Genomic DNA, 18,319 nt, shown 5'->3' with positions numbered 1-18,319 from the left:
GGTTGTCTGGTTGTTCCAGTGTGCCTGATCTGCGCTTGAGCCGCGGCTGAGTGGCCCGCGATCTGGCCGTGGTGCTGCGTGCACGCCATCCATAAGTGGCGGGCCGTCAGCCGGTTGCGGCGATGGTGGCTCGTGAGCGGAGCCTCGTTGTGGTCACGCGCACAGCCACTGTGATGGCCACCACGATAGTGACGCTGTGTACCGCGAAGCCGAACGGACTCCAGGTGGTGAAGATCGGCGGCACACAGGCGGCTCCGGTAAGCAGCCATGGCCACGTGCGATCGCTTTGACCTGCGTGGACTGTGTGCAACAGATATCCGCCGAGCATCAAGTGGATCAGGTTCGCCAGCGGATCCAGCGCCATACCGAACACAGCGGGCGCGCCGATGTGCCACGTCACTCCCGTCACCGCGAACCCGAGTACGCCGAGCGTCGCGTAGCCGACGCCGAGCGCGCACGCGAGCGCCTGCGTGCCCGCGACAGGGCCGGACAGCGTGAGCACCGGCCGCGGCCGTCGTTCGAACCATAGGAACGCGACGAGGATCGAGGCACCGAGCATCGAGACCGCGAGCCATGTCCGAGGCCGGGCGAACCAGTCAAGGCCCGGCTCGCTGGTCAACCCCACGAACAACAGCACCAAACCGACGTACACCAAGTACACAGTCATCGGTCTCGACAGCAGGAAGCCGGCGGCTCGCGACGGGAGCCACCCGAACGACCGCACCGCGCACGCCAGGCTCACCTGGGCAATGCCGAGCAGCGGCAGATACCCCAGGAGCACGAAAGCGACCAGAGCAGCGGCAGCGGCGCCGAACAATGCCGGGCGCGGTACGCCGCGCAGCGGGCCGTCCTCCCAGTGAAACGCCAGCTGGCTGAATCCGAGAGCCAGCAGAAGGCCGCTGACCAACAGGTACGCATCCGTTGACCCGGCGACGTCCACGGCTGTGGAGGCCGCGAGGAGGAGCACGGGGACGACCACACCGCACCGTTCATAGAGCCACTGCATCAGTGGGCACGCGGCGACGGTGACCAAGAAGAGGCCAAGCACCCAGAGCGGTTCCAGGACCAATTGGCCCACCGACGTGATCGTGCCTTCGGGTGCGTCAAGCAACTCGAGCGTCAACGGCACGAGCGCCCAGGCGAGCACGAACGCGAACACCGGTTTGAGCAGCGCGTGGATCCGGTTGGCCAGGTACATGCCGTAGCTGGCTCCCGAGGAGCGCCATGCGATCACGTTCGCGTGCCCACCCGCGAAGAACAGCAGCGGCGCGAGTTGCAGCAGCCAGAATCCGCTGGCGTGGGTGAAGGCCAGCACCGTCTCACCGACGACGATCCCGGCCACGCTCAGCACTCGGAGCATGGACATGTACGCCGCCGAGCCGGTGGACGGCTCCGGCGACTGGCTCCGCTGGCGAGCCCATGGTGGACGGCTGGCCAGCAGGAAAATCACGACGACCAGGCCGACCGCCCAGGACGAGATCGGCTCGGCCCGTGGCGGCCCCCAGCGCTGGTGCCAGGAATTGACCACCAGACCGGCGGTGTAGACCGAGGCGACCACCTGGCACGTCCCGGCGGAGCCTTGCGGGTTGAGTTCGCACTGTTTGTGCATGTCCCGGGACAGTTGGTCGTCCAAGCGGCGACGCAGGTCCGCGGGCAGCGGGTGGCCCTTTTTCTCGGCATACCGCAGCAGGTCGTAACCCAGATCGTGGGCTTTGCAGCCGACGCTGTAATCCCAGCGGGTGTTCTCGTCACCCCAAGGTGTAGAGCATCCGCCGTCCACGTGAACAGCGCGCATTGTCCCGTCCGGCGCCCGCATCCGGCCGGGGATCACCTTCTCCACGGCCGAGAAATCGGCCGGGAGCTCGGCGATGGGATCGGCGCTGGACCCGGGGTGCAGCAGCGCCTCGACCGCCCGGGCAGCCGCGGCGAGGTCGCCACCTGGTGGGACGTCCGGCGGTGGCGGGGCCGGCCGAGACGCGACGATTCCGAAAGTCAGCGCCGCGACCGTTATCGCGAACACCCCCAGTAACCTGCGCACACGCCGAAACTACCGGCCGCGGGCCGCTGGAGCAGTAAGGAAGGCCCGGCCCTTTTGGTATGGGTAGCCGGGTTGTTCGGGCAGGATCTTGTCCATGGCGTTCGGCCCGAACGAGTTGGGTGAGCTGCTTCGCGCTCACCGGGTTCGCGCTGGGCTGACTCAGCAGGAGCTCGCCGACCGCGCTGAGGTGAGCGTTCGCGCGGTCCGGTACATCGAGCAGGGCCGCGTCGCCAAACCCAGGGCCGCCTCGATGCGCAGGCTGGCCGAAGTCGTGGGCCTGGTTCTCGACGGGCGCACCGATGTCCGGATCGGCGTGCTCGGGTCGTTGAGCGTGCGGACCGGTGCGGGCCCGGTCGACATCGGGCCGTCGATGCCGAGGTCCCTGCTCGGCCTGCTGGCTCTCCAGCCGAACCGGGTGGTGACCCGGGAGGAGATCGTCGACGTCCTGTGGGGCGAACATCCGCCGAAGTCCTCGCTGAACCTTGTCTATACATATGTGGCCCGGTTGCGGCGTGCCCTTGACCCGGCGCAGCCGATCACCGCCGCGCACGGCGGCTACATGCTGAAGGTCGATGACAACGGCCTGGACGCGCTCCGATTCGACGACCTGGCTACTCAGGCGCGCCGTCTCACGTCAGACGACCCGCATACGGCTGAAGCGCTCTTCGTCGAGGCGTTGCAATGCTGGCGTGGCGGCGTGCTTGTTGACATGCCTGACCGTCTGCGCCAACACCCCGCAGCACTGGCTCTCGCACAGCGCCGCCTGGCCGCAGCGTTGAGCCACGCCGATCTGGCGATGGGACTCGGCCTGCACGAGCAGGCCGCGGTCCAACTGCAACGACTGACCGGGGAAGACCCCTTGCACGGCGGGCTGCACGAAGGACTCAACGCGCGTCTGATGTTGGCCCTCGCCGGCTCTGGACAGCAGGCCGCCGCGCTGCGCCTGTTCGGTGACGTACGTGACCGCCTTGCCGACGAGCTCGGCGTCCGGCCTGGGGCCGAGATGCGTGAGGCCCATCTACGGATCCTGCAGCGCGAAGCGCCCACTGTGACAACGATGGCTCCGCCGACGAGCCGCAGCATCCCGGCCCAGCTGCCCGCGGACGTCACCGGGTTCGCCGGTCGGGAGGCCCAGATCGAGGCCCTCGACGCCCTGGTCCCCGAGGGGAGCCAGACCACCGCGGTGGTCATCGTGGCGATCGAGGGCATCGCGGGGGTTGGCAAGACCGCGCTGGCGGTCCACTGGGCGCACCGCGTCCGCAACCGGTATCCCGACGGACAGCTATATGTCGACCTCAGGGGTTACGCCTCTGGTGCTCCCGTGCGGCCACTCGACGCGTTGTCCCGGTTCCTGCACGCTTTGGGCGTACCGGCCGAGCAGGTCCCTATCGACGTCGATGAGGGTATGGGCCTCTACCGGACCCTCCTGGCCAACCGCCGAGTCCTGATCGTGCTCGACAACGCCAGTGGCGTCGACCAGGTCAGGCCGCTGCTGCCAGGCAGCGCGGGGTGTCTGGTCCTCGTGACGAGCCGTGGTCGGCTCGGCGGGCTGTCCGCGCGCGAAGGGGCCCACCGGCTGGCGCTCGACGGGCTCCACCCGGATGAGGCCAAGGCGTTGCTCGCGCGCACGATCGGCGCCGACCGCATGCGCGACGACCCGGCTTCCGTGGCGGACCTGCTCGACGCCTGCGCCTACCTCCCGCTCGCGTTGCGGATCGCTGCGGCGAACATCAACTCCGGCCCGAACACGGAGATCGCGGCGTACACCGCTGACCTGCGCCGGCAGGGCCGGCTCGCTGGTCTGGCCGTCGAAGGCGACGAGCAGGGTGCCGTCCAGGCCGCGTTCGACCTTTCCTACGCCCAGCTGGAACCGGACTCGCAGAACCTGTTCCGCCTGCTCGGGCTCGTCCCCGGCTCGGATTTCTCCGCCGACGCCGCGATCGCCGTGACCGCGGGCACCCCGGCGAAGGTGCGCCGCTGGCTGGGCCACCTCGTGTCGGCGAACCTCGTGCACCCGGAGGCAGGCGACCGGTACAAGCTGCACGACCTACTGGCCGAGTACGCCGGGATCCGCGCCCGCGAGGACGACATCGGCCCGGCTCTGGTCCGGCTGCTCGACTTCTATCTGCATACCGCACAGTCGGCGACCCGGCTGCTGTTCCCGGACACCACCCGGCTGCCGGCTCCGAAAATGGCCCAGGGCGTCCACGTGCCCGAACTCGCCGACGAGACCGAAGCACTCAGCTGGCTTGACGCCGAGCGCCCGAACCTCATCGCCGCGGTCAACTGGGCCGCCACCGCCGGGCCGCGCCGCTACGCCTGGCTGATCACCGACGCTCTCCGCGGCTACTTCATCAGCCGTGGTCATGGCGTGGACGGCCTGGAAATCTGCCACGTGGCTCTCGAAGCGAGCCGCCAGGAGGGCGACCAGTTCGCCGAGGCCTCGATGCTCGACATCCTTGGTCTCGTCTACTACAACCTCAGCGATTACCAGCGCGCCATCACCGAGCACAACGAGGCGCTCGCCCTCAACCGCAAGATCAACAATCGGGCCGGTGAGGCGGCGTCGCTGCACAGCCTCGGCCGCGTGCACTCGCAGCTCGGCCGGCCCGCGCAGGCGGCCAGCTACTACTCGCAGGCGCTGACGATCAACCGGGAGACCGGCAACCGCGTGGGCGAGGCGACCGGCCTGAACTACATCGGTGTCGCCCAGCTGTCGCTCGGCCGGCCGGACCAGGCCCTGAGCTGGCACAAGCAGTCGATCACGCTGGCCCGCGAGCTGGGCAACCGATACGTCGAGGCCCGCGCCCTTAACGGGGCAGGGCTCGCGCATTGGGCCATGGGCGAGCTGGACAACGCGGTGCAGTGCCACCTGCGTGCGCTGGCGACGTGCCGTCAGATCGGCGACCGGCACGGCGAGGTGAGCACGATCATCTGCCTGGCCGAGACCCATTGCGACGCCGGTCGTTACCGCCGGGCCGTGGTCCTCGCGCGGACAGGCATCACGCAGGGACGCCAGCTCGGGGAACGGCGTCACGAGGTCAGCGGCCTGGAGATCGTGGCCACTGCCCACATGCGGCGCGGACACATGGACATCGCGTTGAGCCACTACCGGGAGGCGCTGCAGCTGGCCAGGGACATCGAGTTCCGGTACGGCGAGACGTCCGTACTGATCGGAATGTCCGCGGTGTTGCGTAGGGCCGGTCACGTTGCCGAAGCGCTCACAGCAGCGCGTGACGCGCTCGCCGTCATGCGTGACTCGGGTATGCGGCTGCTGGAGGCGCGTGCGTTGACGGTCCTCGCGTTGGGCTACCTGGCGTTCAACGACTTCTCGCGTGCGCACGACAACGCGCAGCAGGCGTTGACCATCGCACGGAAGACCGGGCAGCGGCTGGTGGAGGCGTGGGCAAGGCAAGCCAAGGGCCAGGTCCTGCGAGGACTAGGCGAGACCGGCGACGCGCTGGTCGAGCTCGGCGCGGCGGAGGCGATTCTCACCGCGCTCGGTGTGCCGCCAGTCGACCACTGAGCTGTTTGACGACTGATCGGTCAGGCGCCCGGAGCGTATTACGACATACCCCCCGATGCCGTAATACGCGTTCCGGGCAGCTAGAACGTTAGTGGGCGGCAGTGGATCAGGACTGAAAAATCCCTATACTCCCGAACGCTGTTCAACGTCGCTCAGATATGGCTCTGACCTGTGTATTCGGCAATCACCTACAAGGTCGACCGGCAATTTCACGAATCGAATCGGCAACTTGATTCACATCTTCGCGTAGTTCGGTGATAGGCGCGGCTCTACTGCAGGGCTGAACTCGTTGATGCGTTTGGCGCAATGTCTAGACCGTTCGTCGCCGGTCACCCACGCGGGCACTGCGCACTGTCAACACTGGACCCATGAGGTTCTTGGACGGGAAGGCAGTGGTCATCACCGGGGCGGGGCGCGGCCTCGGTGAGGCGTTCGCGCTGCACGCCGCCCATGCGGGGGCGGCGGTCGTGGTCAACGACATCGACGGTGACCTGGCGGAACGGACCGCGGAGAACATCCGGGCACAAGGAGGTCAGGTCGTCGCGAGCAGCCATTCGGTGGCCGATCCCGCTCAGGCCCAGGCGATCGTCGACCTGTGCGTCCGGGAGTTCGGCGCTGTACACGGTTTGATCAACAACGCCGGCCTGAACTACGAGGCCTTGCCGTGGGACGAGGACATCGACCAGATGAGGGAGCTGGTCGAGGTCAACGTCCTCGGGGTGATGTACACCGGTGTCGCGGCCGCCCGGCAGATGCGGGCCCAAGGCGGTGGCGCGATCGTGAACGTGTCGTCCGGCGCTCACCTGGGGCAGCGAAAACTGGGGACCTACTCGGCGAGCAAGGGCGCGGTCGCCTCGCTCACCTACTCCTGGGCGCTGGACATGGAGGAGGCCGGCATCCGAGTCAACGCGCTGTGCCCGTTGGCGCACACCAGGATGGTGTGGAAATCGGAGCGTTCGCTGCGGGCCTGCCCGCCGGATCGGACCGCGAGCCGGATCGCGCCGGTGGCCCTGTTCCTGTTGTCGGACAGGGCGCACGGCATCACCGGCCAGGTGGTCCGCTGTAACGGCCCACAGCTGCACATCGTCGGTCAGCCGTATCTGAAGGCACCGATTCTGGAGCGGGACGTGTGGGATTCCGACGGTGTCGAGCACGCGTTCAACGAGGTCTTCCAGGCCCACCTCGAGCCGTATGGCCTGGAGAAACGTCTTCCGCCGCGGCTGCGCAAGTGGATCGTGCCGGCCACGGCGTCCTGAGGACCGCCCTGGCCACAAGATCGTTCTGACGGAACGCGGGCGAATTCACCTTCGGGCGTGAGAACGCCGCCACGGCGACCACACTTGTGGGCGCGCCCAAGGCGAACCGCCGCGGATGCGCGCGGCCCGCACTGTTCACAAGACGAAGATCGGTCGGCGACACCAGGAGCTGACCGGTCCCGTGCCGTGGCTCGAGGAGCACTTCCGGGGCGCCATCGCCGGATTCGTACAGCGAACGCAGCAGATCGTTGGTGGTGCGTTCGAGAGTCGGCTTGGGGATGCGGGCCTCGATGAGAGCCGTCGCCCTTACCGTGTGCGGACTGCTCGAACCGTGCGCGGCGAACTGGCCGTCCACTGTGTCTACTCGCATGCCGGCGCCCACAAAATGCACGATTCCCGCCCGCGACAAGGCCAGTAGCTCTTCCAAACGATGCCCAGGAGGGCCGCTGGCCAGGAAGCTGAAGAAACCGAGCCACCATCCGCCCACGTCCCGGACGTACGAAATGGTCGTCAGCCTGCGTGCCGCCGCGAGTGGGGCGAGATTCACGAACGCGGACAGCAAACCCGCGAACGCACCGAGATCCGCACTGTGCTGATCGGTGGACCGGCGGTCGACGTCCTCCCGGATCAACGCGCACAGGTGGTCCTGTAGCTCGCCAAAGGTCTCGAATCGGAGCCCCTGCAACGGATGATCAAGCGCGCTGAGATCCAGCCGGTCGTCTGCATCGGGCACCGTCTCGGCCACCAGCGCCCGCATTCCGTCGGTATCCCAAGTGAGTCCGGCGAACCGTTCGGCGAACTCCGCCCACGTCACCAGGACACGATCCGGGTGCCCGTTGAACAGTTCGTGGTAGTGGCCCCACGCGATGTCCTTGGCCATCAACGGCCAGACATGCGACCGGAAGTCCACTGGCGCGTGCTGGCTCACCAGATGAGCCACGGCGTCCGGGCCGAAGAACCGGGGCAGCGGAGGACGGCCCGCCAACAGCCGGTAGTTGGTCTTGGAATGGTACGGAACGCCGCGGCGCGACCCAACGAACAATCGGGGTTCCTCACCGGACGGCAGGTACGTCAGCGTCCCGTCGGCTTCGGGCCGGTACTTCCCGCCGCGGCCTTCGGTCAGCAGCACCATCAGGTCGATGAACGCGAGGCCGAACCCGCGCATCAGCACGTCCTGGCCGGGCTGGATGCCATCGAGGTCGCTGTCGGCGGAGTACTCCGGCGGCAGATAGAAAAGCCCGTGTTTCTCGGCGTATCGGGCGAGTGCGGACTGCTCGTCGTCGGCCGCGCTGTCCAGGTGGCCCAACGCGAAGACCACCACATCAGCCACGACTGGTTCGGACGTGGTCGCGAGCCAGACCAGTTGGGGTTCGTCCTCGCCACCGGTCACCCGTACGACCGTGTCCTTGTGCACGTGCACTGTGACGTTGTCGCCGAGCCCGGCCACGGTCTGTTCGAAAAACCAAGTCAGGTAGGCACTCTGGAGGCGCCGTGTCGGGAATGTCGTACCCGTCAACGAGTGAACCTCGTCGAGCACATGAGGGCACAGCGCCGACCCGTCGATTCTGCCAGTTTGTGCAAGTGTTGCCCATTCGGACAACGACGGGCCTGGCCGGATCGGGCCTTCGCAGGTGACGCTGTCGTCGGTGAACATCGTGACGTCTTCGGCCATCGAGTTCATCCTGAGCAACGGCGACTGCGCGTGCCGCCACACCCGGCCCGGGCCCGGCGGGAACGGATCGATCAGGTGGACTTCGAGCCGGCGCCCGGGCGCCAGTGGCTCAAGATTCGCGCCAAGCCGCTCCAGCACACCGGTCCCGCGCGGGCCGGCGCCGATGATCGCGACAGTCTGGGTGGGCGGCACACTTTCATTACCTGGGAAAAAGACAACCTCGGTCAAGCGTGCCCACCTGCTGGACACCCGTCGCCCGACCACCCGCTGCCGGACGTACCGTTTCTTGTGAAGCCTGCCTTAATGGTCCAATGTAGACAATATGGTTCAGCTTGACCGGATGACCGCCACGGGGCACTTCGCGTAGTGCAGGATCGCCTGGCTCACCGAGCCGAGGAGCATCCGGCGGACCGCGCCGCGGCCGTGACTCCCCACCACGAGCAGGTCCGCCTTGGCAGCCTCATCGAGCAAGGCCTCGACCGGTTTGCTCATCGTGACAACCTGACGCACGTTCACATCCGGGTACCGCGCGGAATGCCCGGCCAGCGTCTCCGCCAGCACAACCTTGGCCTGCTCAGTAATCTCCTCCCAGTTCACATCCCACTCGCGCACCGCACCGAGCGCATCCAACGGCAAGTCGCTCCACGCATGCACCGCCACGAGCTCAGCGTTGTGCCGCGTCGCGTAGTCATACGCGAAATCCACAGCGCCGATGCTGGTCTTCGAACCGTCCACGCCGACCACGACTTTCCGGTTTGCCGCTGGGTGGTCCGTTCCGCGAACCACCACGACCGGCGCGTTGGCGTGCCGGACAAGCTCCGCGGACGTTGATCCCAGCAGAACCTGGTGCACCGTGCCGCGCCCGGACGAGCCGAGTACAAGCAGGTTCGCATTCGTGGCCATACGCTCAAGCACGTCGACCGGCTCACCGGTGATCACGACGCCACGCACCTCGAGTTCACCCATCAACGGCCGGCATTCCTCGACCAGAGCGTCGACCATCTTCTGGTACTCGTCACGGAAGGGGTCCTCGGAGAGGACCACAACCTCGGTGCGCAACTGGGTGAGTTCAGTGAGCGGCCATCGGAACGCGTGCACGATCACCAACCGTCGGCGCCGGGTCACGGCTTCCCGCACGGCCCAGTGCGCTGCCTGCCGTGCGGCCTGCGAACCGTCGTAACCGACGACGACCGCGTCATGAGCGGAATCGGACATGCCGTCCTCCCTCAGTTGCCGGTACCACCACTCTGCTCCCCGGTGGGCCGCCGCGCATCGTGGGACAGTTGCGCAGTGACGCTGACCTTGGCCGCGCTCGTTCGCCAGCGGGTATTCGGCTTGCGTGTGCTGGCCGGTGACACGGCGCTGAACCGGTCCGTCGGCTGGGTTCACGTCAGCGAACTCGCCGATCCGACGCCGTTCCTCCGGCCGGAGACGCTGCTGCTGACCACTGGTCTCCAACTGGGGCCACCCAGCGACTACGTGGCGCGACTGGTCTCGGCAGGTGCCGTCGGCGTGGGTTTCGGTGTCGGTTTGTCGCACGCCTCAGCGCCAGCTCCGCTCATCGCAGCATGTGAGGACGCTGGCTTGCCGTTGCTCGAGGTCCCTTTGGCGACCCGGTTCGCGGACATCAACAGATTCGTCGCCGACGACATGGCCCGCACCGCGGTCCGGGCTGCCCGGTCCACATCGGACGTCGAACACGCGTTGATCCGCTCCCTGGCCGCGCCGGACGTCGCCGGCGAGATCGTCCAGCGTCTCTCCCGGTGGCTCCATGGCTGGGCCATGGTCCTTGACCAGGACATCCGCGCCGTGGCGGCGGCCCCCGCGCGTGCGAGGCGAGAGCTGCGAGCGGTCCGGGCAGAGCTGGAGCGGGTCACGCCGGCCGGGCGGTTCTCAATGTCGTGGTCCGCTGGCGGAGCCCAGGTGTCCGTCCATCCGATCGAGCACCGCGGTGGCTACCTCGTGGTCGGCACACCCGGGCTGGGCGCCGACGGTCACGGCGTCATCAGCGTCGCGCTCAGCTTGCTCGCGTTCCAGGCCGAACAGGCGACGACGGTGTGGCGCGCAAAAAGAGCCTTGCGCGACGCGACCGCGCGCCTCCTTATCAATGGGTTGCCGGACGACGCCGCGCATACAGGCATCGATCTGCCTCGGACCCCTGTGTGCGCCGCCGTTATCCGCGGCGTCGACGTGCGTGGCGTCGAGGCGGAGTTGCCGCAGGCACTGTGCATTGAGGACGGCGACGATCTGCTGTGCGTTCTTGAAGAAGCCGACGTCGACGCACTGGCTCATTTCTTGGACCAGCGTGGCCGCGCTGCGGTCGGCGACCCCGTGACCTTGGAGAAACTCCCTGCCGGGGTGGCCCAAGCGCGGCGTCTCGCCGACGCCTTGACTGCTCCAGGGCCGGTTGTGGTGACCAGCGCCGAGGTTCGCGGAACGGGCCTGCTGGCGCATGTGGACACCCCAGCGGTCCGGGCGTACGCGAGCGCGTTGCTGGCGCCGCTTAAAGGGTCCACCTTGGACCTGATCGGCACGCTGCGGGTGTTCCTGGCTTGTGACGGCAACTGGTCCGACGCGAGCGCCACCTTGGAGATCCACCGGCACACGTTGCGGTATCGGATCCGCAAGATCGAGGAACTGCTCGGCCGGCGCATCGAGGACACCGGGGCAAGAGCCGAACTGTGGCTGGCACTCCAGTTGGACAACTAGTCATCTGTTTGGACAGCTGACTTACGCGGCGACGCGCCTTCTAATGCCCATATGACCATCGAGACCACGCAACCGCACGGCGTGCGCATCGAGCAGCGCCGTGTTCTGCGGACCGAGGTTCCCGGCCCGCGATCCCGTGAGCTGCACGCCCGGAAGACCGCTGCGGTCGCGTCCGGTGTCGGAACCACCCTGCCGGCCTACATCGCCAGGGCAGCCGGTGGCATCGCCGTCGACGTCGACGGCAACCAGTTGATCGACTTCGGTTCGGGCATCGCGGTAACGAGCGTGGGCAACTCCGCGCCACGCGTCGTCGAAGCAGTGCAGGCACAGGTCGAAGACTTCACGCATACCTGTTTCATGATCACGCCGTATGAGCAGTATGTGGCTGTTGCCGAGCGGCTCAACGAGCTCACACCCGGCGACCATGCCAAGCGCTCCGCCCTGTTCAACTCCGGCGCCGAAGCCGTAGAGAACGCGGTCAAAATCGCGCGCCACTACACGGGCCGCACCGCGATCGTCGCGTTCGACCACGCGTATCACGGCCGGACAAACCTGACGATGGCGTTGACCGCGAAAAACATGCCGTACAAGCACAAGTTCGGGCCATTCGCGGGCGAGATCCACCGCGCCCCGATGGCGTACCCGTACAGGTGGCCCACTGGGCGAGCCACTTGTGCCGACGAGGCTTTCGAGGCGTTCACCACGACGGTTCGTGTCCAGGTCGGCGCCGAGAACGTGGCCGCCGTCATCGTCGAGCCGATCCAGGGTGAGGGCGGTTTTGTCGTGCCGGCCCCAGGCTTCCTGCGCAAGGTCGCCGAGTGGTGCGCGGCCGAGGGCATCCTGTTGATCGCCGACGAGATCCAGACAGGCTTCTGCCGTACCGGCGACTGGTTCGCCTCAACCCATGAAGGCATCGTCCCGGACCTGATCACCACGGCGAAGGGCCTCGCGGGAGGCCTGCCCCTCGCTGCGGTCACCGGCCGCGCCGAGGTCATGGACGCGGTGCACACAGGGGGCCTCGGCGGGACCTACGGCGGCAACCCGATCGCGTGCGCTGCGGCACTCGCGGCAATCGACACCATGCAGGCCGACGACCTGTGCGCCGCCGCCCGCCGGATCGAGTCGATCATGCGGCCACGACTCGACGCACTGGCCGCCAAGTACGACCAGGTCGGCGACGTTCGAGGCCGAGGCGCGATGCTCGCCATCGAGTTCGCCGAGCCCAGCTCCGCCCTGGCCTCAGCGGTCGCCGCGGCGTGCCACCGGGCCGGGCTGATCGTGCTGACCGCCGGGACTTTCGGCAACGTGCTGCGGTTCCTGCCGCCACTGGTGATCGGGGAGGATCTGCTCAGCGAAGGCCTGGACGTTCTCGAGGCGGCCATGGGAGAGGTGCTGTGAAGACGGATCTGTTCATCAACGGCCAATGGATGGCGGGCTCGCAGGGCACTTTCCCGGTGATCGACCCATCGACGGCCGAGCCGATCATTTCAGTCGCACGGGCTGGACTCGACGACCTGGATCACGCGATCGGCGCAGCTCACGCGGCATGGCCCTCTTGGGCAGCCACCTCACCGCGTCAGCGCAGTGAGGTCCTACGTCGCGCGTTCGAGGCGATGATCGCCCGCCGGGAGGAGATCGCGGCGCTGATCCACCAAGAGATGGGCAAGTCCCTGGCCGACGCCACCGCCGAGGTGACCTACGCGGCCGAGTTCTTCCGATGGTTCGCTGAGGAAGCCGTCCGGATCGACGGCGAGTTGCGCACCGCGCCCGGCGGGACCAACCGGATCCTGACGTTCCGCAAGCCGGTTGGGGTGGCTCTGCTGCTGACCCCCTGGAACTTCCCGGCGGCCATGGCCACCCGCAAGATCGGTCCCGCGCTCGCGGCCGGGTGCACGGTTGTGCTGAAACCGGCCGAGGACACTCCGTTGACCGCGTTGCTGCTGGCGGATCTGCTCGCAGAGGCAGGCCTGCCGGAGGGCGTCCTGAACGTCCTGACGACCGATCAGCCAGCGGCCTTTGTAGAAAAAGCGCTCTCCGACAGCCGGATTCGTAAGCTGTCCTTCACAGGCTCGACCCGCGTCGGCCAGCTCCTGCTGGCGCAAGCCGCGAACCATGTCGTCAACTGCTCCATGGAGCTTGGCGGGAACGCGCCATTCCTGGTTCTCGACGACGCCGATCTGGACGCGGCCGTCGAGGGCGCGCTGGTGGCCAAAATGCGCAACCATGGCCAGGCCTGCACTGCCGCGAATCGATTCCTGGTGCAGGAATCCGTGGCCGAGGAGTTCACCTCGAAGCTGGTTTCCGCGATGGCCGCACTGCCGTCCGCGCCGCTGGTGAACGAGCGTGCCCTGGTAAACCTCGGGTCCAAGGTGGATTTCTCCGGCGGTCGTGTCCTGCTGGGCGGAAAGCGGACAACCAGCCCAGGATTCCACTATCCGCCGACCGTCGTAACCGACGTTCCGCGCGACTCGGTACTCGCCCGCGAGGAGATTTTCGGGCCGGTCGCGCCGATCATCACGGTCCGGGACGACGAGGACGCCATCGCCGTGGCCAACGCGACCGACATGGGCCTCGTCGGCTACATCTACACAGCTGACCTGGCTCGAGGATTGCGCCTGGCTGAGCGGCTGGAAGCCGGCATGGTGGGCCTCAACCGGGGCCTGGTGTCCGATCCGGCGGCGCCCTTCGGTGGCGTCAAACAGTCCGGGCTCGGCCGGGAAGGCGGCTACGAAGGCATAACCGAATATCTGGAAACCACGTATGTGGCAACATCCTGGTAACACAACCTGCTGAAGATCCGAAGAAAGTTGGTTGACCGCCCGGATTCCGCTCTGGTGTAGTCGGATTCGTTCCACATCCCTGCATCTTCTGTGGATTTCGGAAGGAATGATCCGTTGAGCACCAATACGTGGTTCAGCGCGCTCAAAAAATCCGCTGTGGCGATTGCCGGCGCCGTGACGATCGTCGGACTGGCCTCGCCGGCCGCCGCGGCCCCGCCGCCCTCCTCGGACGGCGTGCAGCCCCAGGTCGTCGGCGGCACGCGGGCGGCGCAAGGCGAGTTCCCGTGGATGGTCCGGCTTTCGATGGGCTGTGGTGGCGCCCTGTACACGCCACAGATCGTCCTGACCGCGGCGCACTGCGTTTCCAGGACCGGCGCCAACACGAGCATCACCGCCACGCTGGGCGTGGTGGACCTGCAGAGCTCCAGCGCGATCAAGATCAAGTCGACCTACGTCCACCGGTCGCCGACGTACGACACGTCCACTGGCGGTGACTGGGCACTGATCAAGCTCGCCAGCCCGGCCACCGGCATCCCGACGCTGAAGATCGCGACCACGAAGGCGTACGACAACGGCACGTTCGACATCGCCGGCTGGGGTGGCGCGCGTGAAGGTGGCGCCCAGCAGCGCTACCTGCTCAAGGCCCAGGTGCCGTTCGTCAGCGACGCGTCGTGCAAGGCGTCTGGCGGCAGCTACAGCGGCCTCATCTCGTCCGCCGAGATCTGCGCCGGATTCCCGCAGGGTGGCGTGGACACCTGCCAGGGCGACTCCGGTGGCCCGATGTTCCGCAAGGACAACAACGGCGAGTGGGTCGAGGTCGGCATCGTCAGCTGGGGCGAGGGTTGCGCTCGCGCCGGCAAGCCTGGCGTCTACACCGAGGTGAGCACGTTCGCGACCGCCATCGCGGCCGCTGCCGCCCGACTCTAGGCCCTCAACTGCTCTTCGTGGGTGGCTCGCAGGCTGGGCCACCCACGAAGGGGAGGACTGGACTACCTGGGGTCCATCCATTGGGTCGAGCACTCGCTGACCGAGATCGTCTTCGTGGTGTCGGCGGCGGCATCGGTTGCCGCACTCGCGGCGACTCCCGCGGCCAGGAGCGCCGAACCTACAAGCGCGACAATGACGGCAGCTCGGCGTAGGTAGTTGATCACCTCCGGATTCTTACCAGTCCGCATAGGCGCACTGAGAGTCGGGGTAGCTCGATTGGCCTACTGGCTAGTAGGCCGAATATGGTTGAACATTCACCCTTTCGGGGGTATATCGAATGTGGGCTGTGACTGTTTGTCACTCCTCTGCGGTGGAGCGGATTGTGTGCCACCACGCGCATTTGTCAGGCGGTCCTGGATGTCGGCCGACTTTGGACTGTCCAAATCAGTCAGGATCTCGAGTTCCTCGGTCCACGCGACGCGTGCTGCCTGGTGATCACCGATGATGTCCAGTGCGCGGCCGAGAATGTCGAGTGCACGCGCGCGAGCCTGTGAGCTGATGATCTCGTCAGTTGAGATCTCGGTCGCCTGGCGGGCCAAGTCGATCGTCTCGTCGAAAGCGCCGGAAGCGTGCTGCACTTCGGCCAGGGTGATCAGTGCTTCGCACGTCATCGATTGGTCCATGGTCGAGAGGAGTGCGGTCAGTGCTCGGCGGCCATGATCGCGCGCCGTGTCGAGTTCTTCTAAACCCAGATACACGCGTGCCAGAGCGGTGCGAGTGGCGCCTTCGCCGCGTTTATGTCCTATTTGGACTCTTATGGTCAGTGCGCGTGTCAGGTGCCTGAGTGCTTCGTCGTCCTTCTCCATTTGATGGTGTGCGAGCCCGAGGCGGTGCAGGCTGAACGCTTCGCCATTGAATTCACGAATATCGTGATACGCCTTCCGGGCGAGCTGGAAATGACGTATGGCTGTGCCGATGCTGCCGAGTTCACTGTGGACGTTGCCGAGATTCTGCAGGCAGACTGCCTGTCCCTCGCGATGTCCGGCCTCCTGGGCAAGCCGGAGACCTTCCTGGAAGTAGTTCTTGGCATCCTGGAGGGCACCGATGTCGAGGCAGGTGGCGCCGAGATTGTTCAAAGTGCCAATCTGGCCTTCGTAGTCACCGATGGCCTGTGCTGAACTGAGGCCGATCTCATTGCTTCGCAGGATGTCCTCCTGCGGTCCATAGCGCTCGAAGACCTCATGCATCGCACCGGGTAGCTGCCAAGAGATCTTGTGGAATCCGTATTTGGCCGCGCACTGAGGCATCGCGGTGAGGTTCTGCCGTTCCAGTTCGCACCATGCCATCGCTGCCGCGTCCGTGCTGAAATCGATCGGCCTGAAGCCGTCTGGTTTCGGCAGTCCTGGCACGGGACTTCGTTGTGGGGCCAGCCGATGTGCGGCATTCGTGCCGGTGAGCAAATAGAACGTGAGCATTCGGTGGACCGCCGCGCTACGCTCCTCGTCGCTATCGTCCAATTCGGACCGCGCTGCGGCGAACATGTGGAGCAGGTCGTGCATTCGATATCTCTGCGCTGTGTCGTGCTCGATCAAATGCAGGCGGATGAGCTTGTCCAAGTGTCGTTCCGGGCGTTCTCCGAAGAGAGCGCCGGCGACTTCGGCGCTGACCCCATGGCCCGGATGCAAGCCGAGTAATCGGAACAACCGGGCAGTGGTCGCCGGAAGGTCCTCATAGGACCACGAGAACACTGTATGCAGTGTGCTTTCTTCTTCGTCGTCGTCCGGCTCGCGCAACAATTGTGCGCGTAACTGGTCGGGCAGTTCGTCCAGGTTCGCGAGTGGTCGTTCAGCGATGTGCTGGCCCATGATCCAAAGCGCCAACGGCAAACCGCTCGACAATCTGGCGAGCGAAGTCACCGCGGACGGCGCTTCCGCGGCTCGACGCGCGCCGATCAGCGTTCGCAGCAATGTGACCGACTCGGCGGTCGACAACGTCGGGACCGGAATACTGCGGAAGCCGTCGCGCACGGTAAGGCCTTTGAGCCGGTCACGACTGGTTATCAGGACAAGGCTCGCCGACAGTGCCGACAGCAGTGGCCGGAGGTGATCCGCGTTTCGGACGTTGTCAAGGACGATCAATACTCGGCGATCTGCCAGCAGTTGGCCCAAGCGCGCTCGACGGCTCTCACCGGCAGCTGGAATACGATCGACAGGGAGTCCTAGAGCATGTAGGAATCGGGCGAGCACTTCGTCAGGCGGGATCGGACGGCCGGACCCATAGCCGTTCATGTTGATGTAGAGCTCACCGTCCGGAAATCGATCACGTCGATGGTGTGCCCAGTGTGTCACCAAGGTCGTCTTGCCGATGCCCGGCATCCCGGTCAACGCGACACCGGCCGGTGATCCCGGTTCGTCGATCATCGCGTCGAGTTCGGCGATCAGGTCCGCGTGTCCGGTGAATTCCCGGGTGTCCCTGAGAAGCTGTCGTGGCGGAACGAATTCGGCCCGTGTTTCACGGATCTCCTGGTTGCCGAGCACCCGGCGGTAAGCGGCCTGTAACTCGTCCAACTGCTCTTCGCCGGTGTCGTCGAGCCGCTGGCGCAGGCGGTTGTACTGGCGTGTCACGTCGTGTCGCCTACCGGTCGCGGCCAGTGCCACAATCCATTGTTTGGCGAGCACCTCGTCGTAGGGGTGCTTTTCGAGCAGCGGCGCCAACTGGCTCAGCACCTCACGGTGCTGTCCGAGCGCCAGGAGGCTGTCGAACAGCAGGTGGTACGCGGGCAGCAAGCCCCACACGTTGATCATCAGCTCTCTGATCTGCTCTGCATCCGCGGACTTGAGCTCCTCGAGGGGCGCGCCGGTCCACCAGTCGACCGCCTCCTGCAGCGCGTCGACCACCGCGCTGTGATCCCCTTTCGCGGCCGCGGCCCGTGCGCTTTTCATCCGGCCGACGAAACGGTTGTAGTCGATCAATTCCGGATCGGTCGTCAAACTGTATGCATCTCCGACTCGGATCAGCTTCGCGGACACACCTGACTCGGCGAAAGCCCTACGAATACGGCTGACCGGCGAGTACAGCGATTGCCGTAATTTCTGTGCCGCCTGAGCGGGCCAGAGCTGGCTTCCGATCACCTCGACCGGCACCGGCTTGTTGACGTTGTACAACAGCAATGCGAGCAGCCCGCGTTGCTTGGCGGGGCCGAGATCGATCTGCCTGCCCTCGACGATCAATCTGGTCGGACCCAGGATCATGAATTCCACCTGCGTCACCCCTCGACAGACGCGGCGCCCTTTGCAATGGATTCTGTACCAGTTCGCCACCGGCCGCTGGTAAATCGATGAAGTCGTTAGAAAGCTACGCCAACCGAGTGGCAAGTGTGCTGGCAAGCCCGCTGGCAACCGGTGGCTGGAT

The 18,319-nt window shown here is 66.3% G+C and carries 11 protein-coding genes; 6 read left to right on the top strand and 5 right to left on the bottom strand.

Annotated features, from left to right (window positions below):
* Positions 1-106: 106 nt before the first annotated feature.
* Positions 107-2,038: a phospholipase A2 gene (locus JOF56_RS02510; RefSeq protein ID WP_209633974.1), complete on the bottom strand. Its 1,932-nt coding sequence runs from the start codon at positions 2,036-2,038 to the stop codon at positions 107-109.
* Positions 2,039-2,132: 94 nt separating this feature from the next.
* Between JOF56_RS02510 and JOF56_RS02505 the strand changes: the two genes are divergently transcribed.
* Both JOF56_RS02505 and JOF56_RS02500 read left to right on the top strand, forming a co-directional pair.
* The gene (locus tag JOF56_RS02505; protein WP_209633972.1) at positions 2,133-5,564 is read left to right on the top strand and encodes a tetratricopeptide repeat protein; all 3,432 of its coding nucleotides are present in this window, start codon (positions 2,133-2,135) and stop codon (positions 5,562-5,564) included.
* Between the two features lie 368 nt (positions 5,565-5,932).
* Positions 5,933-6,820, top strand: coding sequence for an SDR family NAD(P)-dependent oxidoreductase (locus tag JOF56_RS02500; RefSeq protein ID WP_209633970.1), 888 nt, complete (start codon positions 5,933-5,935; stop codon positions 6,818-6,820).
* Here the strand turns inward: JOF56_RS02500 and JOF56_RS02495 are convergent.
* The gene (locus tag JOF56_RS02495; RefSeq protein ID WP_209633967.1) at positions 6,723-8,684 is read right to left on the bottom strand and encodes an FAD/NAD(P)-binding protein; all 1,962 of its coding nucleotides are present in this window, start codon (positions 8,682-8,684) and stop codon (positions 6,723-6,725) included. The two genes, JOF56_RS02500 and JOF56_RS02495, sit on opposite strands and share 98 nt — an antisense overlap.
* A gap of 135 nt (positions 8,685-8,819) precedes the next feature.
* Complete coding sequence (locus JOF56_RS02490; RefSeq protein WP_209633965.1) at positions 8,820-9,707, bottom strand: universal stress protein; 888 nt, start codon at positions 9,705-9,707, stop codon at positions 8,820-8,822.
* 75 nt (positions 9,708-9,782) lie between these two features.
* Between JOF56_RS02490 and JOF56_RS02485 the strand changes: the two genes are divergently transcribed.
* The 4 genes from JOF56_RS02485 to JOF56_RS02470 all read left to right on the top strand — a co-directional run bounded on the left by JOF56_RS02485 (position 9,783) and on the right by JOF56_RS02470 (position 14,908).
* Entirely contained in the window at positions 9,783-11,201 is a 1,419-nt protein-coding gene (locus tag JOF56_RS02485) for a helix-turn-helix domain-containing protein (RefSeq protein ID WP_209633962.1), read from the top strand.
* Positions 11,202-11,252: 51 nt separating this feature from the next.
* The gene (gene gabT, locus JOF56_RS02480) at positions 11,253-12,599 is read left to right on the top strand and encodes a 4-aminobutyrate--2-oxoglutarate transaminase (protein ID WP_209633960.1); all 1,347 of its coding nucleotides are present in this window, start codon (positions 11,253-11,255) and stop codon (positions 12,597-12,599) included.
* A 29-nt stretch (positions 12,600-12,628) separates the two neighbouring features.
* Positions 12,629-13,981 (top strand): NAD-dependent succinate-semialdehyde dehydrogenase, encoded by a 1,353-nt coding sequence (locus JOF56_RS02475; RefSeq protein WP_209647962.1) that lies wholly within the window; start codon positions 12,629-12,631, stop codon positions 13,979-13,981.
* 156 nt (positions 13,982-14,137) lie between these two features.
* On the top strand, positions 14,138-14,908 hold the full coding sequence (locus JOF56_RS02470) for a S1 family peptidase (RefSeq protein WP_372448361.1): 771 nt from the start codon (positions 14,138-14,140) through the stop codon (positions 14,906-14,908).
* A gap of 62 nt (positions 14,909-14,970) precedes the next feature.
* On the opposite strand, the gene JOF56_RS02465 is transcribed toward JOF56_RS02470, so the two are convergent.
* Together JOF56_RS02465 and JOF56_RS02460 are read right to left on the bottom strand one after the other, a co-directional pair.
* On the bottom strand, positions 14,971-15,156 hold the full coding sequence (locus JOF56_RS02465; RefSeq protein ID WP_209633956.1) for a hypothetical protein: 186 nt from the start codon (positions 15,154-15,156) through the stop codon (positions 14,971-14,973).
* A gap of 66 nt (positions 15,157-15,222) precedes the next feature.
* Positions 15,223-18,306 carry an ATP-binding protein gene (locus JOF56_RS02460; protein WP_209633954.1) on the bottom strand — a complete coding sequence of 1,028 codons (3,084 nt, stop codon included), beginning with the start codon at positions 18,304-18,306 and terminating at the stop codon, positions 15,223-15,225.
* Positions 18,307-18,319 lie beyond the last annotated feature (13 nt).

The organism is Kibdelosporangium banguiense, assembly GCF_017876405.1.
Taxonomy (GTDB): domain Bacteria; phylum Actinomycetota; class Actinomycetes; order Mycobacteriales; family Pseudonocardiaceae; genus Kibdelosporangium; species Kibdelosporangium banguiense.
This window is presented reverse-complemented; position numbering and strand designations above follow the sequence as displayed.